This is a genomic window from Halopelagius longus (assembly GCF_900100875.1).
In the GTDB taxonomy this organism is placed as follows: domain Archaea; phylum Halobacteriota; class Halobacteria; order Halobacteriales; family Haloferacaceae; genus Halopelagius; species Halopelagius longus.
Genome location: NZ_FNKQ01000004.1, coordinates 234452 through 259935 on the forward strand (window position 1 = coordinate 234452; position 25484 = coordinate 259935).

Below are 25484 nucleotides of genomic sequence, written 5' to 3' on the forward strand. Positions count from 1 at the left end.
CTTCTTGTCGTCCCTCCGCGAACGGAGGAGAGATGGCATCGACGGACGACCTCTTCTCGCGCGACCCCGACGACCGGGTGCGGGTGCTGGACGCCGAGGGGAACGTAGTCGCGCCCGAACTCGTGCCCGAACTGGACGACGAGACGTTCGTGGCGATGTACCGCGACATGCGCTTCTGTCGCCGGTTCGACGAGCGGATGATAAGCCTCCAACGGCAGGGGCGGATGGGGACGTACTCCTCGCTGGCGGGGCAGGAGGGCTCTCAGATCGGTTCCACCTACGCGCTCGCCCCCGAGGACGTAATCGCCTACCAGTACCGCGAACACGGCGCCGTGGTCGCGCGCGGATTCCCGTGGGAGTACCTCCTCTACTGGGCGGGACACGAACGCGGCAACGCCGAACTCGCCGACATCGACGTCTTCCCCCTCAACATCACCATCGCCGACCACCTGCCGCACGTCGTCGGGATGGCGATGGCGACGAAACTCCGCGACGAAGACCGGGTGGCGGTGGCGCACTTCGGCGACGGCGCGACGTCGGAGGGCGACTTCCACGAAGCGCTCAACTTCGCGGGCGTGTACGACGTCCCCGCCCTGTTCGTCTGCAACAACAACCAGTGGGCCATCTCCACGCCCCGGGAGCGTCAGACGGCGAGTCGGACGTTCGCGCAGAAGGCGCGCGCCTACGGGTTCGAGGGGATTCAGGTCGACGGGATGGACCCGCTTGCGACGTACGTCGTGACGCGGGCGGCCCGCGAGAAGGCGCGGTCGGAGGCGGGCGAACGTCCGCGCCCGACGCTCATCGAGGCGGTCCAGTACCGCTACGGCGCGCACACGACGGCGGACGACCCCTCGGCGTACCGCGACGAGGATGAAGTCGAGGAGTGGCGGCGGAAGGACCCCCTCGACCGCTTCGAGTCGTTCCTGCGCGAGACGGGCCGCCTCACCGACGAACGCGTCGCGGCGATAGACGAGGAGATAGAGGAGACGTTGGCGGACGCCGTCGAACGCTTTGAGGCCCACGAGGCGGACCCCGAGGAGATGTTCGAGTACGCATACGAGGGCGAGACGCCGACGATTCGGGAACAGCGAGAGCGGTTCCGCGAACTCCGCGACCGGTACGGCGACGAGGCGTTCCTGCGGGACGAGTAGCCGAGGCGGGCAGCGATTCGGTTCGCGCGGTCGGTTCTATCGAGGGCCGGACTGCCGTCCATAGGCAAGCAGTGGACTTAGTGACATAACAGGCCGAGTGCTTCGAAAGGTCGGCACCAGACCGACCGCTTCGACCTCTCATGACCGAAATCGGCTACACCTTGTCGAGCGAGGAGCACAGTCCCACCGACCTCGTAGAGCACGCAAAGCGCGCTGAGGAGGTCGGCTTCGACTTCCTCTCCATCTCTGACCACTACCACCCGTGGATAGACGCCCAAGGGAACGCGCCGTTCGCGTGGACGGCCCTCGGCGGCGTCGCGGAGGGGACCGACGACATCGACGTCGGCGTCGGCGTCACCCCGCCGATACTCCGCTATCACCCGGCGCTGTACGCGCAGATGGCCGCGACGACGGCGGCGATGTTCGACGGGCGGCAGTTCTTCGCGGGCGTCGGGACGGGGGAGAACCTCAACGAACACATCTACGGCGACCGTTGGCCGGAACACGAGGTCAGACTGGAGATGCTCGAAGAGGCCGTCGACGTCGTCCGGAAACTGTGGACGGGCGAACGGGTCAGTCACCACGGGAAGCACTACACCGTCGAGAACGCGCGACTGTACACGCTCCCCGACGAGCAACCGCCCATCTGCGTGTCGGCGTACGGGGAGCACGCCGCGAAATCGGCGGCCGAAATCGGCGACGGCTTCTGGTCGGTCGGACCGCAGGACGTAATCGAGACGTGGGAGGAACACGGCGGCGAGGGGCCGCGACTCTGCCAACTCCACGCTTGCGTCGCCGAGACCGAAGAGGAAGGTATCTCCACCGCCCACGAGAAGTGGCGCAACTCGGGACTGCCGGGCGAACTGAGCGCGATTCTTCCGACGCCGACGCACTTCGAGCAAGCGACGCAGATGGTCTCCGAGGAGGACATCGCGGAGGGCAGCATCATGACCGGCCCCGACGCCCAACAGCACATCGACAGCATCCAAGAGGCTCTCGACGCGGGCTACGACCACGTCTACATCCATCAGATCGGCGACGACCAAGAGGCGGTGTTCGACCTCTACGAGGAGGAAGTCCTCCCGTCGTTCTCGTAAGTAGAGGTGACATTCTGCATCACCTGCCAGATAGTATATATTATATCCTTTTAATTGAAAGAACATGACCGACCAACTGTTCGACCTGACCGGGTTCCAGCGCGACACGCTCACCGTGATCGCGGGCCTCGAGGAGCCCTCGGGCCAAGAGGTAAAGCAAGAACTCGAGAAGAAACACGACGACATCAACCACGGCCGACTCTACCCGAACCTCGACGCCCTCGTCGAGGAGGAGTACGTCGAGAAAGGACAGATAGACCGGCGGACGAACTACTACGAGTTGACCGAAAAGGGAGAGGTGGCCCTCGTAAACCGCCGGGAGTGGGAGAACTCGGTAGTGCCGCCCCTCGGCGAGTAACCGGCCGAAGCCGTCGTTCGAGACGGCGGTGTCTTCGTCGGAGCGCCGGGTAGAATCCGGAAGCGGCGTCGTCCCTTCACTCCGGTCGAGTAGCCGTGTCTTCGGGGGAGAGTTGCCGTCCGCTCCGACCGTTCGTCGAACCGACCGGGCAGAGTCACACCGCGGCCGTCCCGGTTCGGCGAAATCCTCACTCGCCTCGGTAGCGCACTCCTGAGTGCCGACGCTCCTGTCTTTCGTCCGAGCACCGTCGAACTCGCCCTCGCCGACGGCGCCGGTCGCCGCCCTCGCCGGTATCGCGGTTGAACCGGGACCGTCGCTCCGACTCTCGCCGGAGACGGTCCACCTCTCCCTCCATCTCCACATCCGATGATTTCGCACATGTCTTCTGATCACCCGATACTAATTCAGAACTCGACATTTTTAGAATCCGCTAATAGAATTATTGAATTGGCGTGTATACCGATAACGAGGAATGAATCGGAATTCAGACCTCGAACTACCTATCGTTACGAATCTATTCCGACAGGATGCTTACACCCATTGTGAGAGGTTAAACTGTGTGTTTGTCTCCTTACTCCCCCGTATAGTAAAATAATGGCTACCGGACGCACGGATCGCGCGGCGACGAACTCGACGAACCGGTCGGAAAGATGGAAGGGGGTTTGTCGTCTTACACGTCCACCTCGAACGTCGCCCGGATGTCGCGCGATGAGCGACCGACGAGGACGGCGTTCGTCCCCTCCGGGACCGTCCACCCGTCGTCCTCGTCGTAGTACGCGAAGTCCTCGCGGGCCAGCGAGACGCCCACCGTCGCCGAGGCTCCGGGTTCGAGCGTCACGCTCTCGAAGCCGACGAGTTCGCGGTCGGGGACGGCGACCGGCGCCGCCGATGTCCGAGCGTAGGCTTGAACGACTTCTTTGCCGGGTCGGTCGGCGACGTTGCGGACGTCGACCGCGAGTTCGAATCCGTCGTCGGTCTCGCTAATCGTCGCGTCGTCGTACTCGAACGTCGCGTACGAGTGGCCGTGTCCGAACGGGAACAGCGGTTCGATGTCCCGGTCGTCGAAGTAGCGGTAGCCGACGAAGACGCCCTCGTCGTAGTGGGCCTTCCCCTCTACCCCCGGGAAGGCCTCCTCGTCGGCCGTCGGATAGTCCTCGGCGGACCGGCCGAACGTAACGGGGAGCCGACCGCCCGGGTCCGCGTCGCCGAACAAGATGTCCGCGAGTGCGTCGCCGTCGGCCTGCCCGGGGTACCACGTTTCGAGGACGGCATCGACCGATTCGAGCCACGGCATCTCGACGGGACCGCTCGTCCGGAGGACGACGACCGTTCGCTCTGCGGCCTCGGCCACGGCCGATATCAACTCGTTCTGGTCGCCGGGGAGCGCCATGTGCGCTCTGTCTTTGAACTCCGTGGCGTCGTCTTGAGCGACGACGACGGCGCAGTCGGCGTCTTCGGCGGCCGTCACCGCGTCGTCGATGCTCGCCTCCGCGTCCCCGGTCGGTCCGCCCTCGTCGGCGAAGAAGGACGACTCGGCTATCGGCGGCACGCCGCGCTCGAACGAGAGGGACGCCGCTCGCTCTCGAAGTCCGTCGAGCGGACTGGTGTCGGTGAAGGGCGTCACCTCGGAGGAGCCGCCGCCGCCGAGTTTGGCGGCGTCTGCGTTCGGTCCGACGAGCGCGACGGAGTCCGAGTCGTCGAGCGGTAACGCGTCGTCGTTGGTCAGCAGGACCGTCCCCTCGACGGCGACGTCTCGGGCCAACTCGCGGTGTTCGGACGTGTCGAGCGCACCCTCGCTCCCGTCGTCGTCGAACCGACCGATCGCTTCCAACACGCGCAGGAGTCGCGAAACCTTCTCGTCGAGAACCTCCTCCGGAACCTCTCCGGATTCGACCGCCTCTCGGAGCGGGTCCCCGAAGTACGCCGGGACGTCCGGCATGGGCGGCAACTCCCCGCCGTCGTCCGAGGGGTCTGCGTCTTCGACCGCCTCCTCCGGGAGGTACGCTTCGAGTTCGACTCCGGGCATCTCCAAGTCGAGGCCGGACAGCGCCGCGTCGACGGTACTCCGCGTCCCCCACCAGTCGGAGACGACCAACCCGTCGAACCCCCACTCGCCCTTCAGCACGTCCGAGAGGAGGTACTCGTGGTCGCTCATGTGGACGCCGTTGACCCGGTTGTACGCGGTCATCACCGACAGGACGTCGGCCTCCTCGACCGCGGCGCGGAACGCCGGTAGGTACATCTCGCGTAACGCTCGTTCGCCGACCTCGGCGCTCACCTCGTAGCGGTTCGTCTCCTGGTTGTTCGCGACGTAGTGTTTGACCGTCGCCGCGACGCCCTCGGACTGGATTCCCTCGATTGTCCCGACGCCCATCCGGGAGGTGAGGTGCGGGTCTTCGCTGTAGTACTCGAAGTTTCGACCGCCCCGAGGCGTCCGAACGATGTTGACACCCGGGCCGAGAACGACGTCTTGGTCGTGTGCGGCCGCCTCCCGGCCGAGTGCGACCCCGAACGACCGAGCCAGTTCCGGGTTCCACGAGGACGCGAGCGCGATGGACGAGGGGAACGCGGTCGCCTGCTCCCCCATCGCTCGCACGCCGAGCGGACCGTCGACCATCGTCAGCGGCGGGATGCCGACCCGTTCGTTGCCGGGGACGTAGCCCGTCGCCTTCCCGTCCGGGTCGAGCGTCCCGTGGACCAGTTCTATCTTCTCTTCCAGCGTGAGGCCGTCGACGAGTGAGCTGGCGTCGGTCTCCATCTTACCGCTCCTCCGTGTACTGCATACGGCAGATGATAATCGAGTAAAAATGATAAGGGCGCGTCCTTCGGAGAGTATTGCTGATTGGTCGACAGCTCGGACTCCCTGACTCTACGTTTACGCGACCTCGGAGGAATCGAGTACTGCGGAACGACCGGAAGTACTCGGACGGCGTCGATCCGGCAGTTCCCCGGACGCGACGAACCTAGAGCGGCGAAACCGGTCGAGAAATTACAGCGGTAGTCCTGTAACGGACCGTCCGATTCGGGAGTGCACTGGCGGCGGCGAGCGAGTGAACGACGGCGCTCAGACGGGGGCGGAGACTCAGAAGAACACCGCGAACACGCCGATCTGGAGGGGGACGAGAACGAGCAACGTCGCCACCGCGATAGCGGCGGACATCCGCGTCAGTTCGACGGTGTCGACGACGCCCATGCCGAGGATGGCGACGAGGACGGCCGACTGGTAGGGGAAGAAGTAGGTGTTGAGCGCCGCGGCTTCCATCATCGCCACGGGGACCAACGGGACGCCGGCGCTCTCCGCGAACGACGCGAGGACGGGCGTGAGGACGCTGGCGACGGCCATCCCCTCCATGACGAGCGTGAGCAACTGGGCGATCAGAACGACGAACAGGAGGACGATCGGGAACGAGGCATCGCTGGGCAGGTACGACAGCAGTTCGCCGGCGGCGAGGTCGGTGAATCCGGTCCGCCGGAGGCCCTCGGCGACGGCGAAGATCGCACCCAAGAAAAACAGGATCGAGAAGTCGGCGTCGGCGACGGCTTCGGAGCCGACGACGCCGATTCGCGGGGCGAAGGCGAGGACGGCGACCGCGAGCGCGCCGAACAACGGGTGGAGGCCGTGGAGGGAGTCCGTCATCCAGACGGCGACGCCCACCAGGAGGAACGCCAGCATGCGCAACTCGTCGGCCGACACCGTCACGACCTCCGTACGCTCGGGGGGAACGACGGCGTCCCGGTCGCGCGGCCGGTACAGGAGGTAGGCGACGGCGACGACGATCAGCACCCGGCCGACGCTCATCACGGGCGCGAGCCAGCGCAGCCACTCGGTCCACGAGATGGCCGGACCGCCGCTGGATTCGACCAGTCCCGTGACGATGATGTTCGGCAGGGCTCCGGTCAGGATACCCGAGGCACCGTAGAACGTAGCGAACAGGGGACCGAGAAAGAGGCCGACCTTCGGCCGTCGCTCGGTGAACAGGTCGCCCAGCGAGATCAGGATCGGTCCGAGGATGAGCACGCGGACGAGCGAGGAGGGAACGAGCACAGCCAATCCGAGGCTGGCGACGCAGAGGCCGACCAGCAGGTAACGGTAGGCGACCACCGCGTCGGTCAGCACTCGGTCGGGCGTTCGGTTGCGGGCGAGCAGTTCCACCAGTTCCGCTAACCCACTCTGGCGGACGGCCCCGCCGATGAGGATGCCGACGACGACCAGCCACGTCGCCGGTTTCTGGAAGCCGGTCAGCGCCAGATCCGTCGAGAACGCGACCCCGATCAGACCGAGACAGACGAGCGCGGTGAACCACGGATCGACGGGCGACCCGATCCACAGCGCGACGCAGAACACGGTGATAGCCAGCATGAGCGTCGCGTCGGCCGCAAGCGGGGCGAACTCGAACACCCCCACCGCGGCCAGCAACCCCGCAGGCAGTGACAGCCACGCGGGATCGACATCCGGCAGGTCGACTTCGATCTCACGTATACCGTCTGACATCGTCGGAGGGTGACCGTCCGACCGTAATCACTCTGTCGGAGTGATGATTCCGGGAATCTTCGTCACCCCGAGCCAATTTCCGACAGCGAACGGACGAGACGGACTCTCAGGGTCGTATCCGTCCACACGTCCGACGGTGGACCGACGAGTGTACCGGGTACATCGAGCTACTTTTGTATGATTATATATGTGTGGACGTTGGCTATATCCATAATGTTCTTATATTAATTTCATATAGATCTTGTTCCCAGTTATCTGAACGAGATCTCGTGAGAACATCGACAAACCAGATTCTTCTCCGTGAGATGCTCATCTCTTCAACACACGTCCCGAAGATAGAGCGATGACGGCCGATGAGTTGAGTTGGAGGGAGAGATCCGAAAATCCGCCGACAGATCGCCGTTATTCCGGAACGGCCTACGTGATCGTGAGAACGAATTTAGGGTCGTCTCACTACGGTTAGTCGTAATTAATTAGACTAACGACGCGGAAGAGGCGGCCGATGAAACGGTGGTCCGGAAGGACCGGGGCGGGGTCGGACATCCTTCGACACGGTAGCCAGATACTGTACGTTATCGCCTAGCAGGTCACTCTCGCGATTCGTCCGTCTCGGAGCCACGTCTCGTACGCCCCAGTGAGATTCCGAGAGTCGCGTAGTCGCAGGAACGTGTGCGGGAACGCGCCGGGAAGCATCACGTCCAAGGTGTACACCGGAGCATCCTCCAATCCTCCGTCTTCCCGTCGCGGACGGACGAGGGGAGGAAACTCACTGCCGAAGGAGGGTGCGTGACCCGCTTGGTGAACCCGGAGAACGCGCGGCGCGTTCGGACAGACGTACACCTCGTCACCGAGAGTGTACCCCCGAAGGAACCGTGTGCCTATCCAGACGCGAAGCCCTCTGAGGAACGACCCCGACCGAACGTCGCGTTCGGGGCTACCGCCGGCCCCGTGGTGGGCGTCGAAGGCCTTGAGATAGCGGTACCAATCGAGTTCGTACTCCACGAGCGTTGCGTCGGAGATGTCCTCCGCTGGCGGCGCGGAACCTGCGTTCCCCGATTCTGCCGACGAGGTCAGTCGGTGCCAGACCGAGAGAAGGGCAATCGCGGAGAGACCGACGGCGAGAGCGCCGACGGTGCGAGAGAGGTCGCGCAGAACCCCGCGGCGAACGCTCGATTTACACGGCCTAGGTGGGGACATGAACGCGAACTCCTCGTACGGTGGAATAGGTTTTGTGTTACTCGAGCGAAAATCTTTCTTGCCGAGTTCACCTAGTTCGGCCGTGCAGGTCGTCCTATTCACGAGCGAGGAACCCCTGTATCTCCCCCAGTACATCGAGCCGATTCTCGACGCGCACGCCGCCGACGTGGACCGTCTCGTAATCGCGCCGTTCGACGCACCGCTCTCACGACAAGTTCGGGAACAGTTCGGCATGTACGGGCCCCGAGCGGGTTTCCGAATGGCAGTCCGCTATCTTCGCGGGCACGCCCTCGATGCGCTGGGCCGCCATCTCGGTATACAGATAGGTGGATACCACTCCGTCGCCGCAGTTGCTCGGGCACACGGAGTACCCGTCGAGCGTGTAGCCGACGTGTCGAACCCCGCGTTTATCGAGCGTATGCGGGCACTCGACCCCGACGTGATTCTCTCGGTCGTCGCCGGCCAACGTCTGCCGCCCGAACTAATCGACCGTTCGAACGACGCGATCAACTTACACGGTTCGTTGCTCCCGAAGTATCGCGGCCGAGCGACGGCGTTCTGGCCCCTCTACTACGGCGACGATCGCACGGGCGTCACCGCCCACCGGATGACCGAGCAGTTCGACGCCGGACCCGTTATCGCACGGCGTGCGTTCTCCATCGAACCCACGGACACGGTCGACTCGGTGTACCGGAAGTTGTCGGCGACGGGCGCGTCCCTCGCAGTCGATCTCCTCGACAGCTATCCGGACCTCCCTGAGGCGTCACCGAACGAGACGACTGCCGACGACTATCACAGCCTTCCCGGACCCGATGAACGACGGCGATTCCGGAACCGAGGAAACGAGTTCCTCTGATCCGGTCACTCCCCGTCTTGCTGAGCACTCCGAACGCGAGCGTGGGCGTCGACGGCGAGGCTTCGAGACATCGTTCGCCGAGGACGCGGTAACCCGTCCGTTAGCAGTCGTTGGTAGTACGGTTTCTCGATTCGGCGAGATCTGGAATCAGTTCCCGAGGAATCGGTTCAGCTCGCTAAACTCGTCGGGCGACAGGATGACCTCGGTATCGAACGCATCGAACCCCTCGAAGTCGTCGTCGATCGTCAACACAGTGTTCGCCCCTTCGTCGATCGCTACTTGAGCGTAGTACCCGTCCCAACCACCGACGTTTGCTTCACTCACCCGAGAAAATCCGCCCCGAACGACGTCTTCGGGCATCCCGTCGTACCACCGGATTCGCTTCGCGTCCATAAAATTCTGGAGCAGTCGAGACGCGTCAGCGTTCGAACGACCGTAGTACGTCGTCAGGACGGTATGCGCTCCGAACAGCGCGGGATACGGAACAACGGCATCTATCTCGCCGGCGATGGCATCTCGGACGTACGAGAGCGCAGAATCACGAACCGGGGCCGTCGTGTGTGCGAGAGCGATCACTCCGACATCGAAAAGATACGGACCACCGTCGTTACTCATCGCTGTTTTTCTCCGCCCCTCTTCGAACAGCATCTCTGTGTTTTCGGGCGATTGGGTCGGGTGCTTCGGTGAGCGGCGTCGTCTCCCCTCGCTCCGAAGACGTCTCAGCAACGAGTTGCTCCATCCGTTCGAGAACTTCGTCGGGGTCGTCTTCCGGTTCGACGACTGCTTTCCCGTCTTCCTCGCGGATGTCTACCTCTGTACCCGGAGTGATACCGAGACGCTCTCGCACCTCCTTCGGGAGAACGATTCGCCCTTTGGAATCCACCTTGGTCATATTCCCACTTAGCGTGGGAACGAGCATATTCGTTTTGATTAGAACGCTGATTCCATTCCTCGATCTATAGTCGATACGGACCGGACCCATGTGATCGTGTGTCAGAACTACTTTGCAACGAGGCTCCGTAGACGATGCTATGGTTGCGACGCGACGCTTAGTGATCGACGTATTGAAACCGTACGAACCGCCGACGCTCGCCTTTACCCAGCAGGTCGCAGAGGCAGACAGCGTTGCCGGCGTCAACGCGACGCTCATCGAACTCGACAAGAAGGTCCAGAATCTGAAACTCACCATCGAGGGCGAAGCGATCGACTACGACGCTGTCGAGGCCATCGTCGAGGACCTCGGTGGGACGATTCATTCGGTCGACCAGGTCGCGTGCGGAGAGTACATCGTCGAAGATGCACCGACTCCCCAAGACTGATGGGCGCGAAACCCGACTCGGAGTCGCTTTCCGAACGAATCGGGCTCGACAAGATCGGGCCGATCGCGCGGCGGTACTTCGTCTCCAACGGCTTCGACGGCGCACTGACTGGCGTCGGGGTCACCGTCGGCGCGTATCTCTCGGGGGTACCGGACGGGTTCACCGTCATCAAGATCGGTCTCGGCGGTGCCGTCGGTCTCACGACCTCCGGCGTCTGGAGCGTTTGGGAGATCGAACGCGCCGAGATGCGCGCTGAAATCCACGATATCGAAGATGCGATGCTCACCGATCTGAGCGAGACGAAGATCGAACGCGACAAAACCAGCACGCAGGTCGTCAACGCGCTTATGAGCGGACTCGGACCGTTGTTTGGCCTCGTGTTACCGCTCACTCCGTTTCTGTTCGAAGGGGCGCTCCTCTCGTTGTTCGAGGCCACCGTCCTCTCGGTGGCCGTCGCGGTCGGTGTGCTGTTCGCCTTCGGGGCCTACATGGCGTCGATCTCTCGCCAGCGGTGGTACGTCGCCGGAATCCGGATGGGACTCGCCGGTCTCGTCGTCGCAATCATCAGTATCTTCCTTCCCGGATAGAGTGCGTTCTCTTCTCCGTTTTCGAATGTCGAGCGCTCCGGTCGCGGCCGATTGCGGAGTCTCACAAACGCGGCGTTCAGAGGTCCAGTACTCGCTCTCGCGAACTATGGATGGGGGAATTCGCCGTTCGCGTCGATATACTAAACTGCATTCAGAAGGCGTACCGGCCACACCGTATTCTCGGGCTTGGTGTTATGACGGAAAGTAAATTACCTCTATCTGCCATCTTCGCAGCATGGAACGCAGACTACTCAATACAATCTTCGGGATAGCGATGGTGGTGGTAGGGTTGGTGCAGGCGGCTCTCTTTGCCAAGCAAAGCCAATGGGTACCTACCGGTTTGGGCATATTCTACTCGCTACTCGGTATCGTTTATCTCTGGACCGAGGTGTACACTGCTGACTAACACCGTTTGCGAGCTTACTCTGCTGAGTACACCCTCTCCATTCAACACGCTGATTTCGATAAATATGGTGAGATCAACTCCCAGTGTCGGTATGATGGCTGTTCCGCCGTCGATGCAGTATCGTTAGTCCGCGTGTTCCGTCTGGCTCGTCCCGTTTCCTATCGCGGTCCGAACGTTCGAGGCGCTTCGTTCGAGGAGTTCGCGAACGCTGTCGCGACGCTTGACGAACAGTCCGACGCCGAGAACGGCGTAGACGACGGTGTAGGCGTAGAGGATAGAGATGCTGATCGTCGTCGTAGTCGGTTCGGTGTAGGTCTGAATCACGTAGAACTCCGCGAGAACCTGTGTCGCAAACAGGACGAGTAGTACAGCGGCCTCACGCATACTAATCTCGAAGTTCGTCAGGAGAGCGATCGCAAAGAGGCTCTGGGCGGCGGTGATCCAGATTTCCGCCGCCTGTTTCGGATCGAACGAGAGCGTTCCGATAGCACCGGCCGAGATAGAGTAGACGACAGCGAGCGTGCCGATGAGCAACGTCCACTGATTGAGCTTCGAGGAGATGAGAGCGTTGAAGCCAGCGGTCGAGCGGGCTTTGTTGACGAGGTAGGCGACGACGATAAGCTCGGGACTCTCCGAGGCGAGCGGTGCGAGCCACTGAATCATGAAGAACTCGGGGATGCCGTACTGAAGCCCCAACTGTTCTAGCCCCTCGGCGAACGGGTGGACCGCAGTGAAGATTATCACGCCCGAAAATACGAACCCGAAGATGATGACCGCGATGCGCCGCCCTTTCGGATACTGGTGGAAGTAGGCGGGGACACCGATGTGTTCCTCGGACGCACCGGCGTCACCCCGGATCACGACGACGATATATAGCAGGAACAGTCCGACGAGAAAGAGCGTATCGACCGGCCCGATACCGCCACTGAGCGGGATGACGAAGGCGTAGGCGGTCGCGACGAGTAAGAACGCGATCTCGGTCGCGATGTCCCGGTCGAGACTGACCGCATCCGCGAGAAATCCTGAGCGGTAGTCGACCGCTGCGTCGCCAGTGCGCTTTGCGCGGTAGACCGTGAACAGTGCGATACCCGACCACCCGAGGCCGATGAGAATTCGGTTCGCACCGGTCATGTTGGCCACCGCGAGGTTGGCGGCCTCACTAGATCCGGCACCGGCCTGCCACGCGTAGAGGGCGTCGACGGCGTACTCGGGTGCCACCGCAAGCACCGCAAGCACCGCGATGGCGAACGCCTGCGGGACGTCTTTTTCGGCGGTCTCGGCCGCCCACGCCAGCAGGAACGCTGCACCCACGATTGCGAGCCCACCGACGAGGACGGCCATCCCGGGCGTAATATTCTCGCCCGGATGTACGGTTCCGTACCCACCGGACGAGACGAACGTCCCGATCCACGGCACTGTCAATACTAGCGCGACGGCAACCGCGACGAGCGGATGGCGAAACCGATTGAGCACTAGTTCGATAACGGTCCGAGAGATACCTACCTCTTGTGCCCAAATAGTCGTCTCTCTGGGTCCGAGCGTCCCCTCTAGATACAACCTCCAACGTGTCTCCAGTTGTTTCCTCTCTTCGGGAGCTCCTATCTCGTGATGGATTCAAACTGCTGCGTAGCGGTTCGTGCAGCGTCACTGAGGCGAATATCCGAGGCCTCCGTGGTTGTTTCCGCTGTTCGACACGGCACGGTTGAGGCCTCCCGAGGAGTTCATCAGAATTGGATCACCAGTTGCCGATAGATGCGGAATCCGATGCGAATCCGAGATACGGAGTACGTGGGCTTTAAATACGACAGCTCACCAATACGTTCTAATCAGAAGGTAGAGATAACCTAGATATGTCCACCCCGGATGGACCCTCCACAAAGAATCAGGCGTTAGTGGCTGCGCTTCAGTGGGGTCTGGTTCAGCTGTTCGTCCTCGATACACTCGGACGACTCCTCCAAAACTATTACCGCGCGACGACGGACGCGTTCTTTCCACCCGATTGGGTGGCATCGATTCAGTTTGCCGCCCCGCTAGGCCTCCTCGTCGGCGGTATCGGCGGCTATCGGTGGGTAACGAGCGGTCAACTCGCGACGTCGGCGTCGGCGCACCGCAAGCGTGTGGTCTTCGTCGGGTCGCTCCTTGCAGGCTGGACACTCGCTATCGTCCCGACACTGGCGTTTCAGTGGTTCCTCGGAGATCAGCTGTTCTCGATCCCGTATTTCGTCCTTCCGACCCTCACGGCGGTCGCGGTCTTCGTCGGCTCGCACCTACTCGCCTATCGCGTCGACTCGGAATCGTATCGCCGCCACCGGACCCGACTCCTCGGCGCGGTCAAAGGCGCGTTTGCGGGGCTGATGATCGGAATGATCGGGTTCGTCGCGTACGCTGGCTATCTCGCTGCGACTCGAACTACCTATAGTCTCAGCGGCGGCCCCGGAATCGTCGTGGTCGTGGGCCTCAGTGCAATCGCCGGCTACGTGTTGACCGATACGGAACGGAGCGGAGACCGGTCTGCAGAATTTATCGTCCTCTTGATCCTGTTCGTTCTCGCGTTCAGTCTCGTGACGACCCTCAGTATGGTCGTACTCAAAGTCGTCGGGGTGCCTCTCCTCGGACTCGCTTCGTCGTTCGTCTGGCCCCTCATCCCGCTCGTCTTAGCGCTCACAGCGGCCGGGTACTTGACGTACGGAGTCCAGACGACGTTCTATCGACGATTCGTCGGTCGGTAATCGGTGTCTAGACAGCGGCGTTGTCGAGATCGATGGTCCGTGATACGTGTCGGAGAGCTGTGTGATATATTGTGCGTATCGCTCACGCGATCGTCCCGGTCTGGGCGATGCGCGCAACGTTTTATAATCTAGTTGATGTTTGTTCGCCCAACCCCTCAGAACGGGAGAGAACGAGACTCACAACCACCGTAACGCTAATTGTCGAGCCCGCGGCGAGCAGTCCCGTTGGATCAGGAACGAACAGCGGTCCAAAGAAACGCTCCGCGAAGATTCCACCCAGGAGACGGAGCGCTGTATGGATTGTCCGACGAGCCACGATCTGAGAACTGTACTACCGACTATGTGTCTTCCATTTGGAGTGTAACGTGTGGTAAAAGAACGACCAGAGTGGACTTGCACTATTTATTCAATACAGAATCCAGTTTCCTCTGTGTTTACTACTGCTACGGCTACCGCGATGTCCGCTCAGCGGGGTCGGAAACGTATCGGAACACCCAACAGTCATAACCGTATAGAGGTGTCTGAATGCCCTCCTGTAGACGTCGATTTCTCCAATCTATCGGGCTCGCGATTGCGGGTCTGACCCACGGAGCACCCGTTGCGGACGCTGTCGAAGCGAGTCCCGACTCCGGCCTCGATTGGCCGATGGCGCGGTACGACCCGGCCGGAACCGGTCATCACCCGACGGCGTCTGGCCCCACCGATACCGTCTCGATTCGGTGGACGCACGATGCACCCGAGTGGTTTCTCGGAACGACGTCACTCGTTCGGCGCGGCGATACCCTCTACGCAGTCGGCAACGGACTGCTCGCACTCGACAGCGAGTCCGGAGACCGTCAGTTCGGACGTGCCGGCCCGTATCAATCGTCTCCGGCACTCGCTCCAGCGCCGGCCTACAACACCGACACGCTCGCGGTGACTGCCCCATCCGGGGTCTTCGGATTGAACGCCGGCGGCGGATTCACGATTCCCCTCTTGAACCGTCCCGTCGGGGTCGAACGGTGGGCCGGGCCGCAGTCGGCAGGTGGGGGGTTCTTCGGCCCGGCGGAAGCGGACACTCCGGTCACCGCTGACGGGGTGATTTACGCGGCACTCCCCGGGACGAACTCCGTCGCCGCACTCGACCCGAACAACGGTCGGGTCCTGTGGCGGAGAACCCACCACGAAGACGACCCAGTAAGCGCAGAGATCAATCGTCCCGCCGTGTCGGATGGACTCGTCTTCGTCACGAACTGGCCCAAGCAGGCGGCCGCGTATCACGCCGAGACCGGCGCACGACAGTGGCTGGTCGAACTCGACGACCAGTTGCTCCTCCCGCCGGTCGCGACTGAACACGGAGTCGTTGTCCCGTCTCGGGAGTTCGTCTACTTACTCGATCCGACAGACGGCTCCGAGGTGTGGCGGTACTCGACGGACGGGAACGCGACCGAAAGCACGCCCGCAGTCTCAGACGGCACGATCTTCGTCGCGGACGAACGGGAATCGTTACACGCCATCGCTCTCGCGACGGGCCAACAACGCTGGACTGCGCCGTTCGATGGCCCAACGACCCCCGTCGTCGCCGACGGAACCGTGTACGCGGTCAGATCGGGGTACTCGTTGGTGGCTCTCGACGCGGAGTCCGGCGAGACGCTGTTCGAGTATCGCCCGTCACAGGTCCCGTTATCGACACCGATCGTGGGCGACGGTGTCCTCTATGCGGCTAACCGTAAGCGAATTCTCGCACTGGAGGAGGCGGCATGACGCCTCAGGGTCCTGGCGAGTCAGCACCGAACTCCGAGACGCGATCAGTCAGTCAGCCGATGGCGTTCGGACGAGTTCTAAAACGAGCGCTGACACGACTTCAGCGTGACCCGCTTCTCGGACTTCCGTTCGTGATCGCCGGGGTAGTTATCGCACTTGCGGACGCGATTCGAGCGTGGGACCCCATCCCCGTGACGACTCCGGAATGGGTCGGAAAAGCGCTCAGCGTCCAATATTCGTTCTTCCCGAGCGGTCCTGCCCGGACCGTCAGAACGCTCAGTGCAGTCGTCGACCTTCGAACGCCGTACGCTCTCGGTGCTGTCACACTCGAAGTTGCGGTCTTCTTCGTGGTCGGACTCGCAGGGTGGGTCACGATCACTCGTGCGTTGGATACCGATCGACACCTCGGATCGCTCGTCCGGTATCTCGGTGTCTTCGGATCGACCGGCGTGATTCCCGTCCTCCTCGGCCCGACGTCCGTTTCCCTCGATAGTCTGCCGCTTACGTTATTAGGACTCGTGATCGTATCGGTCGTCTCCGTGCGGTTCTTCCTGTTTTCGGGCTTCGTCGGTAGGGGAGACCGGGTCGCAGTCGCACTCAAACGGAGCGTGTGCGCCTCGAAAGGGGCGTTCTGGCCGCTGCTCTCACTCGTCGTCATCTTCGGAGTCGGGTACTGGGTACTCGCCCAGGTTCCACTCGTCGGGGGCTTTCTGAGTACGGGTATCGTCGCCCCCCTTCACTCGGTTGCACTCGCCGTTCTCCTCGAACAACGGGGTGACTGCTGACCGGATGCCAGTGTCGCCCTCGCCCTCAGGGCACACAACGGAATCAAGCGAGCAGCCAATCCACGCTCGATGCGCAGACGGACGAACCGCCGGAACCATCTTCCCTGAGCGTGAGGGTGTGTTCCTGCTCGCGTTGTGTGCAGCTCACGATCTTCGTGTGCACGTGTGTTTCGTTGTCACCGAGGTCCTCGACGACGTAGACGGTGACGTTACCCGGCGTCCAGTCGGTGACCGTCATCGTCTCCTCTTCACCGGGGTCGACAGTGACGTGCCGGGTCGGAATCCCGTCGTCGACGAGAGTGACGTTCCGATACCCCTCCGGCCACACCATCTGGGAAAGCGTCGCGAGTCGCCGCTCCCCCTCTCGCGTGGTGACTGCGAAGTTCATCAGTAACGCCGTCTGCCGGTTTTCGGCCGTAAATGCCGTCACGCGGTACGTCGTCGTATCCTCGTTCGTCACCGTCATCGTCGGCGGTGAGGTGATTTCGTCGCCGGCCACGACCGAGACTCCACTCAGGAGGACGAGGACAGCGAGGAGGGCGGTAATTCGTCGGGAGACCATACGGGTACACCTCAGCCATCACTAAAATAGGTATCACTTACCTGTTTCACCCGGTCTCGCCGAGGCATTCTTGTAGATCACACCCACTATTCGTTAGGCCGTTCGTATCTGCCACCACAGTACCCACGGAGCCGACCAATTCGAGACGGCTCCCCACCGGTCTCCCACCTGAAGAGATTATCCCGCTCGACTACCAAGAACCGATATGCAGTGGTGCGATCATCCAACGAGGTCATCCGGGCGTGTCGGTGTGAGGGCCCCGAACCGAAGCCCGAAGCGGGGTGTATCGTGACCGACGACCCCCTCCCGGCCGAACATCTCTCGCCGCTCGCCACGCTCGTCGACGAGGTGCTCGCGGGCGTCGGCTACGAGGTGACGGCCGCCACCGACGCCATCGACGACGCCGTCCCCGGCTACGGCGGTCTCTTCGACCCCGCGACCACCTCGGCCGAGTTGCGTCGCGCACTGGAAAGCCTGCTTGAGTCGGGACTCACCCGACCGTCCGTCCCCGAGGCGACGAGCGACACGTTCGTCCTCTACGTCGACGGCAGTTCGCGCGGCAACCCCGGTCCCGCGGGTGCGGGCGCTGTCATCATGGACGCCGCGGAGGAGGAACTCGCCCGTCTCGGCCGACCGGTCGGCTCCCGGACGGGGAACAACACCGCCGAGTACGTCGCCCTCCAACTCGGGCTCTCCGAACTGCTGGCGCGTTACGAGCCACGCAGGCTGGAAGTGCGCATCGACTCGATGACGGTCATCCGAGACGTCTGGGGCGGAAACGACCCGACGGAACCGGGCGTCGAGACGTACAGCGAAGCCGTCACGGCGGCGCTATCGAGCATCCCGGACCACCGGTATACGCATCTGGCCGACAGCGACCCGAACCCAGCCGACGCACTGGCGACGGTGGGAGCCGATATCGCGGCCTTTGGGCCCTGATAAGGCGCTACGTTGTTACCCCTTCTGTAAGAGTATCTAGGATAGTTCCCGTTTCGTACTGGGTCTCCAAGGAGTGGCAACGATGCGTACGCCGTCACCGGGTGTACGCTCCGATATGAACTACCGACTTTCCGTGGTCGACGGCGTTCCGGCGTTTAGCCGCCTCGGAGACGTACGGCCACAATCTTGTCACCGAAATTAGCGGTTGGGAGGCGTCTGAACGCCGCAACGCACGTTTCCGTCCGAAGGTATCGGTGAAAGTATATAGGGGTATCCCAGAACGAAACAGCGGTGAGATCTCATTCTACGAGTTGAGTTTCGAACGACTCCGACGGGAGTGATGTCCAAAATCGCGAACACGATCGACGAGGTTCGGAGCATCGAACTCGACAACGCCTTCTACGTCGAGGACGGGAAGTGGATCGAGTCACTCACGATCTCTGCGACGGAGGATTTCGATCCGGCGGACTTCGTGAGCGGAATCTCCGGGACGACACTCTTCTATACGCGCACGATTCCGACGGGTCCGACCGGCGTGACGGTAAAACGCCTCACGCTCCTCGCTACCGAATCCTACCCGTTCATCTTAGGCATCGTACTTCGGAAAGAAGCGATCCCGAACCGGATCGTCTACCAAGACGGCCTGTTCGAGGTCGTCGTTACGACCCGCGAGTGGGAGGACTTTCGGGAACTCGCCGACGAGATAAAGGAGACGCTCGGAACGTTCGAACTACAGAGCGTAAACCAGATCGAACAGCCGGGCGAACCCCTCGATAGCGGACGGTTAATGGAGGTCTTAACCACGAAGCTCTCCACCGAACAGCTGGAAATCCTGGAGACGGCGTACACGTTCGGCTACTTCGACGTTCCACGGGAGGTTTCGGCCAAAGAACTCTCCGAGGAACTGGACATCGCGCAGTCCACGCTGAGTGAGCGACTCCGAACCGCCGAACGGGCTCTGCTCGAACTGATCTACGGCCCGAACGATTTCTAACGAACGGTCCCCGCCGAGAGTTCCGTGCGAACGTCAGGCGCTAGACATTCCTTATAAAGAACGATGTTCATCATTGTCCTTCGGGAATATATTGAGTGTGAATACCTCTCAATGGAGGGGTACATGGCGTCGAAAGACCGTGACAAATCGGAGCGTTCGGGTGGAGACGACCAGTTCAGTCGGCGCGAGTACCTCGCGACGACCGCGGCCGGGACGGCTGCGCTGACCGCGCTGGCTGGTTGTAGCAATCGATCCAACAGTAGCGGAACGAGTAGCGGGCAGAGCCTCGAGGCGAAGGTCCCCGAGGGGACGCCCGAATCGGTCGAGACCAAGTACTGGCACGATTGGTCGAACATCGACGCGGAGAAGCCCCCGCTCGACTACGCCGCGAAAGCGGGCGCCGTCCTCGATCCGATTCCGGTCGAGTTCTCGAGCGAAGACGACCCGTGGATGCGCGAACACGCGCTCATGGTGAAGCGGGCGGCGAACGACCTCGGTCTCTCCGTCTCGCTCAACGACCGGCCACTCAACCAACTCTACGCGCAGAGTTGGAACACGCCGGGCCTACAGGCCGTCATCTCGATGAGCACACACGGCCCCGACCCGCAGCGTGGACTCGATCCGAATCCGCTCCTGATGCGTCGGCACAAGGACAACCCCTCGAACTACGACAACTACGTCAACCCCGAACTGAACGAGATTCTGGAGAAACAGCGAACCGTAACCGGGGACGAGAAGAAGCGCCAAGAGCTGGTTTCGAAGGCCCAGCGGATATTCGCCGAAGACGTCGGCGGCATCATCAGCCTGTTCCCGGACGTCATCACGGCGGCGAACCGGAAGAAGTGGGAGGGGTACGTGAAGACACCCGGTAACGGGCCGACCGGCGACTCGTTCAGGTGGTCGGAGGTCAACCTCCAGCCGAAGACCGACGAGACGACGTACGTCAAGGGCGTGACGACGTCGATGAACTCCCTCAACCTCCCGTGGGCGGCGGGGGGTGCCGAGGAGAAGCGCCTCAAGTACGTCTACGACGGCCTCTTCGACGCGACGCCGGACCTCGAAGTCGTGCCGGCACTCGCGACGAACGCCGAGTTCGTGGACGACACCACCGTCGAACTCGACCTTCGGGAGGGCGTCAATTGGCACGACGGCGAGTCGTTCACCGCGGAGGACGTCAAGTTCACCGTCGACCTCTACAAGGAGCACTCCTCGACCAGTCAGGTCCCGTTCTACGAACCCATCGAGAGCGCGGAGGTCCTCGGCGACCACAAGGTGCGATTCAACCTGAAGTACCCCGACGCCGCGTTCACGACGCAACGCGTCGTCCGCAGCGTCATCATTCCGAAGCACAAGTGGAAGGACGTCGACAACCCGTCCCAGCACAACCCGGAGAACCCGGTCGGGACGGGGCCCTTCAAGTACGAGAGTTGGGAGCAGGGGTCGAAGCTCACCGTGTCGGCGAACAAAGACCACTGGCTGTTCGACGAGGAGACGCGCGGAAAGTACCTCGGCGACCGCCTCGCGAGCGGTTCGGGTATCGACGGCGTCGTCTGGGTGAACGTCGGAAACGTCGATTCCATGTTGGGAGCGCTCCAGCAGGGCAAAATCGACGCTATCGGGACGACGCTATCGAACGGTCAGGCGGACCGGGCGGCGAAGACCGACGGCATCGAGAAGATGGTCGCCGACAACTTCGCGCCGCTCGACGTGAAGCTGATGTTCTCCTGTCCGCTCGTCCGGGACAAGGAGTTCCGCGTCGCCCTCGCGAAGGCGGTCGACAAGAAGGGGTTCACCGAGAGCGTGCTGCAGGGCAGAGCGACCGTTCCCAAGGGCGAGAACCCGATCTCCCCGATCAACCCGTGGCACACCGAGGACACCCCGGAGTACTCCCACAGCGTCGACGAGGCGAAGACGATCCTCGAGAAGGCGGGCTACACCTGGGACTCCGAGGGGAACATCCGCTTCCCGAACGGCGACGCCTGGGCCGCCTTCGTCGAGCGAATACAGACCGGGAACACGCACAAGCGCCGCGAGGAACTCGGGCAGTCGGACTTCTCGTAACCACCCACGCGACCACCTGACCCGACTCAACTCATGGTTCCGCACCCAACGCCGTCGCGGAAGCGACCAACGCCCAGTCGAGATATGCATTCGATTCCAGACACCACGGGAGCGACCCCACGTCAGTACGCCGCGTGCGGTCGCCGCGTGAACGAACGACCCCGAGACGCACAGCCCGACGTGACCGCCGGAGACCGAGAGGTGACGCGATGAGCGAGTTCCAGCGCTTCCTCGCGAAGCGGTTCGCCATCGCCGCGGTGCTGACCTTGGTGGCGGTTTCGGTCATCTTCGTCGTCCTGCGGCTCCTGCCGGGGAGTCCCTTCGAGGCGCTCATCACAGCGGGTAACCTCACCGAACAGCAGGTCGACGAGATTATGGCCATGTACGGGCTGAACCAGCCCCTCTGGCAGCAGTACCTGACGTACCTGAAGAACATCCTCACCTTCCAGTTCGGGTACTCCATCCTCCAGAGTCAGCCGGTCTGGCAGGTGATCCGGCCGAAACTGTTCAACACGCTCATCCTGCTCGTGCCGGCGCTCGTTACGACGGCGGTTCTGAGCACGCTGCTCGGCATGTTCGTCGGGTGGAACCGCGGGAGCAGGCTCGAGAAGTTCAGCATCATCACGACGACGTACCTCCGGTCGACGCCGGTGTTCATCACGGCGATAATCTTCGTGATCGTCTTCTCGTACACCCTGAACGTCGTCCCCGCGTTCGGGATGCGCGACATCACCGCGGCGCCCAGCGGGTTCGCGGAGACGTACCTCTCGATGGACTTCCTCCACCACTACATCCTGCCGTTCAGCGTCGCCGTCCTCTACTACAGCGGTGACTTCCTGTTACTCGCACGGAACGGCGTCATCGAGAAGAAAGGCTCCGAGTTCCTCAAACTCCACAAGGCGAAGGGACTGACCGAACTCGAGCAGCTCGCTCGCGCCGGCAGAAACTCGATGCTGCCGGTCCTCACGTACTTCGCGCTTCGGCTCGGGATGATCTTCCAGGGCCTCATCCTGCTGGAAGTCGTCTTCGCGTGGCCGGGTATCGGCCGCGCCCTCGTCATGGCCATCCAGCAACAGGACTACCCCGTCGTCCAAGCGGCCGTGTTCATCATGGCGCTGGCGGTCATCATCGCGAACCTCGTCGCCGACGTCCTCTACGCGTACTTCGACCCGACCGTCTCGACCAGCGGAGGTGGGACCGCATGAGCGCGGAGTCGAAGAACGGTGCGGTCGTCTTCGAACGGGTCAACGCCTGGAAGCGCGCGCTGAAGGAGCAACTCGCGTTCGTCCGCCAAGACAGGCTCGCGTTGGCGGGAGCCCTCATCATCGGGGCCTTCATCCTCCTTGGCCTCTTCGGACCGGTACTCGCGCCGCACGACCCCATCGGCTACGACGTCAAGAACGCCGACGGGAGTATCATGCGGCTCTCGTCGCCGAACGCCGCGGCGCCGTTCGGCACCACGGCCTACGGGAAAGACGTGCTGAGCCAGTTCCTCGCGGGCGCGCGGCCGACGTTCATCGTCGGACTGTTCGGCGGCATCGGAACGGGTGCGATCGGGTTCCTCGTCGGACTCGTGAGCGGGTACTACGGCGGGTGGGTCGACGAGGTGCTGATGCGCCTCACCGACCTGACGTTCTCGCTCCCGTTCACCCCGATGGCGCTGCTGCTGTTGACGTTCATGACGCCGAACATCTGGCTCATCACGGGCGTGATAGCCGCGTTCCTCTGGAAGATGCCGGCCCGCGTCGTCCGCTCGGAGGTCCTCTCCGTCCGCGAACGGACGTTCGTCAAGTCCGCGCGCGCGAGCGGAGCGAGCAACCTCCGGACGATGTTCTACCACGTGGCGCCGAACGTCCTGCCGATCGGCTTCCTGTACACGGCCTACGGCGTCGCGTGGTCCATCGCCGCGCAGGCGAGCCTCGCGTTCCTCGGCTTCGGCGATCCGACGACGACGAGTTGGGGCCGCATGCTCCGGATGGTGTTCACGTCCGGAAACATCCGCATCGCCTGGTGGTGGGTCCTGCCGCCGGCTGTCGGCATCGCCGCGATTACGACCTCGGTGTTCCTCGTCGGTCGCGCCTACGAGGAAGTCATCAACCCCGAAATCCAGACCGAATCATGAGTCTCCTCGACGTCACAGACCTCAAGGTCACGTACGACACGCAAGACAGCAAAGTTCACGCAGTCAACGGAATCTCGTTCAGCATCGACGAGGGCGTCAACTACGGACTCGCCGGCGAGTCCGGGTCCGGAAAATCGACTGCGGCCGAAGCGATACTGGGGCTCCTCCCCGACAACGGGAACGTCGAGGGGGGGCAGATCGAGTTCAAGGGCAAGGACCTGACGACCCTCTCTGAGCAGGAACGCCGTGACATCCTGTGGGAGGACATCGCGTACATCCCGCAGAGCGCCATGGACTCGCTCGACCCGGTGATGTCGACCGGCGCCCAGATCAGGCAAGCGATCCAGAAACACCGGGACGTCTCGAAGTCCACCGCGCGGGACCGAGTGCGGGAACTGTTCGACCTCGTCGGACTCGACCCCGACCGGATCGACGACTACCCGCACGAGTTCAGCGGCGGGATGCGCCAGCGCGTCACTATCGCGATGGCGCTGGCTCTGGAACCCGACCTCATCATCGCCGACGAACCGACGACCGGACTCGACGTCATCGTCCAAGACAAGATCATCGACAAGATACTGGAGATCCAAGACCGGATCGACAGCTCGCTTCTCCTCATCACCCACGAAATCGGCGTCATCGCCGAGACGTGCGACGAACTCTCGATCCTCTACGGCGGGAAGGTGATGGAACAGGGGAGCGTCGACAACGTCCTCATCAACCCGACGAACCCCTACACGATGGGGTTGAAGAACTCGTTCCCGGAACTCGACGAGATAGGGACCGATCCGGTCTCGATTCCGGGGTCGCCGCCGAATCTCGACAGCGAGCCCACCTCGTGCGTGTTCGAAGACCGGTGTCCGTTCGCGACCGAGGAGTGCGCGGAGTCCCACCCCGACCCGGTCGACCTCCCGAACCGGAACCACAACTCGGCGTGTCACAACATCCGGCAAGCGGCGCAGATGCGCGAGGAAGCGCAGGACCCGGAGGCGTGGGGAATCATCGAAGAGGAGTCCTCCGAATCCGATATCGGCGAGACCATCCTCGAGACGAAGGACCTCGAGAAGTGGTACCCCCAGAGTCAGACGATCCTCAGTAAGTTTCGGGGCGAGGACCCCAACTACGTCAGAGCCGTCGACGGGGTGTCGCTCACGGTACACCGATCCGAGGTGGTCGGCATCGCCGGCGAGAGCGGGTGCGGGAAGTCCACGCTCGGCGAGACGATGGCGCTCCTCGAGGAGCCGACCGGCGGCGAAATCACCTTCGACGGGAAGTCGAACGAGTACTACCAGGACGGGAACATGAAGGAGTTCCGCCGGAAGGCCCAGATCATCTTCCAAGACCCCTTCGACTCCCTCAACCCGAGACAGAAGGTCCGACAGCTCATCGGGGAGCCGCTGACGATCCACGACTATCGGACCGACGAACGCGAGGCGGCCATAATCGAGACCCTCGAGAAGGTCGGGCTCACGCCGGCACGAAAGTTCCTCGACCAGTATCCCCACGAACTGTCCGGCGGCCAGCGCCAGCGCGTCGCCATCGCGCGGGCGCTCGTCCTCGACCCGGACTTCCTCATCTGCGACGAACCGGCGTCGATGCTCGACGTCTCGCTCAAGGTCAACCTCCTCAATCTGCTCCGCGACCTCGCCGACACGGAGGACATCGGCGTCGTCTACATCTCCCACGACCTCGCGAGCCTGACGCAGGTGTCGGACCGACTGGCCATCATGTACCTCGGCCGCATCGTCGAGGAGGGGACCGTCGAGAGCCTCGCGTCGCAGCCGCTTCACCCCTACACGCGCTCGCTCCTCTCGGCGGCGCCGGAGAAGGATCCGTCGGTCGATCGCGAGCGAGTGCTCCTCGAGGGCGAGCCTCCGGACCCGGTGAACCTCCCGTCGGGGTGCGCGTTCGCGCCGCGGTGTCCGAAGGCGACGGAGGAGTGTCGCCGCTCGGAACCCGGCCTCGACGCCGCGACGAGAGAGAACCACTCGGCGGCGTGCTACTTCCCGGAAGACGAGGAGGGAAGCGTAGACGAGGTCGACGCCGACGCCCCGCAGACCGGCGAGTCGCTCGGCGACTGACTCAC

22 protein-coding genes are annotated in these 25484 nt (G+C 62.7%); 15 read left to right on the forward strand and 7 right to left on the reverse strand.

What is annotated here, in order from left to right:
- Positions 1-32 precede the first annotated feature (32 nt).
- The 3 genes from pdhA (at position 33) to BLS11_RS16175 (ending at position 2606) form a co-directional block, all read left to right on the forward strand.
- On the forward strand, positions 33-1151 hold the full coding sequence (gene pdhA / locus BLS11_RS16165; protein ID WP_092538818.1) for a pyruvate dehydrogenase (acetyl-transferring) E1 component subunit alpha: 1119 nt from the start codon (positions 33-35) through the stop codon (positions 1149-1151).
- Between the two features lie 140 nt (positions 1152-1291).
- A complete protein-coding gene (locus tag BLS11_RS16170) occupies positions 1292-2248 on the forward strand; it encodes a TIGR03557 family F420-dependent LLM class oxidoreductase (protein WP_092538819.1) in 957 nt (318 codons plus the stop codon).
- Between the two features lie 76 nt (positions 2249-2324).
- Positions 2325-2606 (forward strand): PadR family transcriptional regulator, encoded by a 282-nt coding sequence (locus tag BLS11_RS16175; protein ID WP_092538887.1) that lies wholly within the window; start codon positions 2325-2327, stop codon positions 2604-2606.
- A 670-nt stretch (positions 2607-3276) separates the two neighbouring features.
- Here BLS11_RS16175 and BLS11_RS16180 read toward each other — a convergent pair.
- The 3 genes from BLS11_RS16180 to BLS11_RS16190 form a co-directional block, all read right to left on the reverse strand.
- On the reverse strand, positions 3277-5364 hold the full coding sequence (locus tag BLS11_RS16180) for a beta-glucosidase family protein (protein WP_092538820.1): 2088 nt from the start codon (positions 5362-5364) through the stop codon (positions 3277-3279).
- A gap of 324 nt (positions 5365-5688) precedes the next feature.
- Positions 5689-7098, reverse strand: a complete 1410-nt coding sequence (locus BLS11_RS16185; RefSeq protein ID WP_092538821.1) for an SLC13 family permease — start codon at positions 7096-7098, stop codon at positions 5689-5691.
- Between the two features lie 579 nt (positions 7099-7677).
- Positions 7678-8295 carry a hypothetical protein gene (locus BLS11_RS16190; RefSeq protein WP_175454478.1) on the reverse strand — a complete coding sequence of 206 codons (618 nt, stop codon included), beginning with the start codon at positions 8293-8295 and terminating at the stop codon, positions 7678-7680.
- Here BLS11_RS16190 and BLS11_RS16195 point away from each other — a divergent pair.
- Positions 8294-9151: a methionyl-tRNA formyltransferase gene (locus tag BLS11_RS16195; protein WP_175454479.1), complete on the forward strand. Its 858-nt coding sequence runs from the start codon at positions 8294-8296 to the stop codon at positions 9149-9151. The two genes, BLS11_RS16190 and BLS11_RS16195, sit on opposite strands and share 2 nt — an antisense overlap.
- 147 nt (positions 9152-9298) lie before the next feature.
- On the opposite strand, the gene BLS11_RS16200 is transcribed toward BLS11_RS16195, so the two are convergent.
- The gene (locus BLS11_RS16200; protein ID WP_092538824.1) at positions 9299-9766 is read right to left on the reverse strand and encodes a PDDEXK family nuclease; all 468 of its coding nucleotides are present in this window, start codon (positions 9764-9766) and stop codon (positions 9299-9301) included.
- On the reverse strand, positions 9759-10070 hold the full coding sequence (locus tag BLS11_RS16205; protein WP_245698988.1) for an AbrB/MazE/SpoVT family DNA-binding domain-containing protein: 312 nt from the start codon (positions 10068-10070) through the stop codon (positions 9759-9761). The genes BLS11_RS16200 and BLS11_RS16205 overlap by 8 nt, the downstream gene beginning before the upstream one ends.
- A gap of 112 nt (positions 10071-10182) precedes the next feature.
- Between BLS11_RS16205 and BLS11_RS16210 the strand changes: the two genes are divergently transcribed.
- Positions 10183-10470 (forward strand): DUF211 domain-containing protein, encoded by a 288-nt coding sequence (locus tag BLS11_RS16210; RefSeq protein ID WP_092538826.1) that lies wholly within the window; start codon positions 10183-10185, stop codon positions 10468-10470.
- Positions 10470-11057, forward strand: a complete 588-nt coding sequence (locus tag BLS11_RS16215; RefSeq protein ID WP_092538827.1) for a VIT1/CCC1 transporter family protein — start codon at positions 10470-10472, stop codon at positions 11055-11057. Before BLS11_RS16210 ends, BLS11_RS16215 begins: the two co-directional genes overlap by 1 nt.
- A gap of 529 nt (positions 11058-11586) precedes the next feature.
- Here BLS11_RS16215 and BLS11_RS16220 read toward each other — a convergent pair.
- Positions 11587-12936: a sodium:calcium antiporter gene (locus tag BLS11_RS16220; protein WP_092538828.1), complete on the reverse strand. Its 1350-nt coding sequence runs from the start codon at positions 12934-12936 to the stop codon at positions 11587-11589.
- A 377-nt stretch (positions 12937-13313) separates the two neighbouring features.
- Between BLS11_RS16220 and BLS11_RS16225 the strand changes: the two genes are divergently transcribed.
- From BLS11_RS16225 to BLS11_RS16235, 3 genes are all read left to right on the forward strand, one after another.
- Positions 13314-14192, forward strand: a complete 879-nt coding sequence (locus BLS11_RS16225; protein WP_092538829.1) for a hypothetical protein — start codon at positions 13314-13316, stop codon at positions 14190-14192.
- Between the two features lie 525 nt (positions 14193-14717).
- Positions 14718-15935: an outer membrane protein assembly factor BamB family protein gene (locus BLS11_RS16230; protein ID WP_092538830.1), complete on the forward strand. Its 1218-nt coding sequence runs from the start codon at positions 14718-14720 to the stop codon at positions 15933-15935.
- Entirely contained in the window at positions 15932-16720 is a 789-nt protein-coding gene (locus BLS11_RS16235) for a hypothetical protein (protein ID WP_139172810.1), read from the forward strand. Before BLS11_RS16230 ends, BLS11_RS16235 begins: the two co-directional genes overlap by 4 nt.
- A 43-nt stretch (positions 16721-16763) precedes the next feature.
- On the opposite strand, the gene BLS11_RS16240 is transcribed toward BLS11_RS16235, so the two are convergent.
- Positions 16764-17282, reverse strand: coding sequence for a hypothetical protein (locus tag BLS11_RS16240; RefSeq protein ID WP_092538832.1), 519 nt, complete (start codon positions 17280-17282; stop codon positions 16764-16766).
- Between the two features lie 288 nt (positions 17283-17570).
- Between BLS11_RS16240 and BLS11_RS16245 the strand changes: the two genes are divergently transcribed.
- The 6 genes from BLS11_RS16245 (at position 17571) to BLS11_RS16270 (ending at position 25479) form a co-directional block, all read left to right on the forward strand.
- Positions 17571-18221 (forward strand): ribonuclease HI family protein, encoded by a 651-nt coding sequence (locus tag BLS11_RS16245; RefSeq protein ID WP_092538888.1) that lies wholly within the window; start codon positions 17571-17573, stop codon positions 18219-18221.
- Between the two features lie 340 nt (positions 18222-18561).
- Positions 18562-19215 carry a helix-turn-helix domain-containing protein gene (locus BLS11_RS16250; RefSeq protein ID WP_092538833.1) on the forward strand — a complete coding sequence of 218 codons (654 nt, stop codon included), beginning with the start codon at positions 18562-18564 and terminating at the stop codon, positions 19213-19215.
- A 123-nt stretch (positions 19216-19338) separates the two neighbouring features.
- Positions 19339-21276: an ABC transporter substrate-binding protein gene (locus BLS11_RS16255; protein ID WP_092538889.1), complete on the forward strand. Its 1938-nt coding sequence runs from the start codon at positions 19339-19341 to the stop codon at positions 21274-21276.
- A gap of 209 nt (positions 21277-21485) precedes the next feature.
- Entirely contained in the window at positions 21486-22481 is a 996-nt protein-coding gene (locus BLS11_RS16260) for an ABC transporter permease (protein ID WP_092538834.1), read from the forward strand.
- Positions 22478-23398 carry an ABC transporter permease gene (locus BLS11_RS16265; RefSeq protein WP_092538835.1) on the forward strand — a complete coding sequence of 307 codons (921 nt, stop codon included), beginning with the start codon at positions 22478-22480 and terminating at the stop codon, positions 23396-23398. Before BLS11_RS16260 ends, BLS11_RS16265 begins: the two co-directional genes overlap by 4 nt.
- Positions 23395-25479: a dipeptide ABC transporter ATP-binding protein gene (locus BLS11_RS16270; protein ID WP_092538836.1), complete on the forward strand. Its 2085-nt coding sequence runs from the start codon at positions 23395-23397 to the stop codon at positions 25477-25479. Before BLS11_RS16265 ends, BLS11_RS16270 begins: the two co-directional genes overlap by 4 nt.
- Positions 25480-25484: the final 5 nt, after the last annotated feature.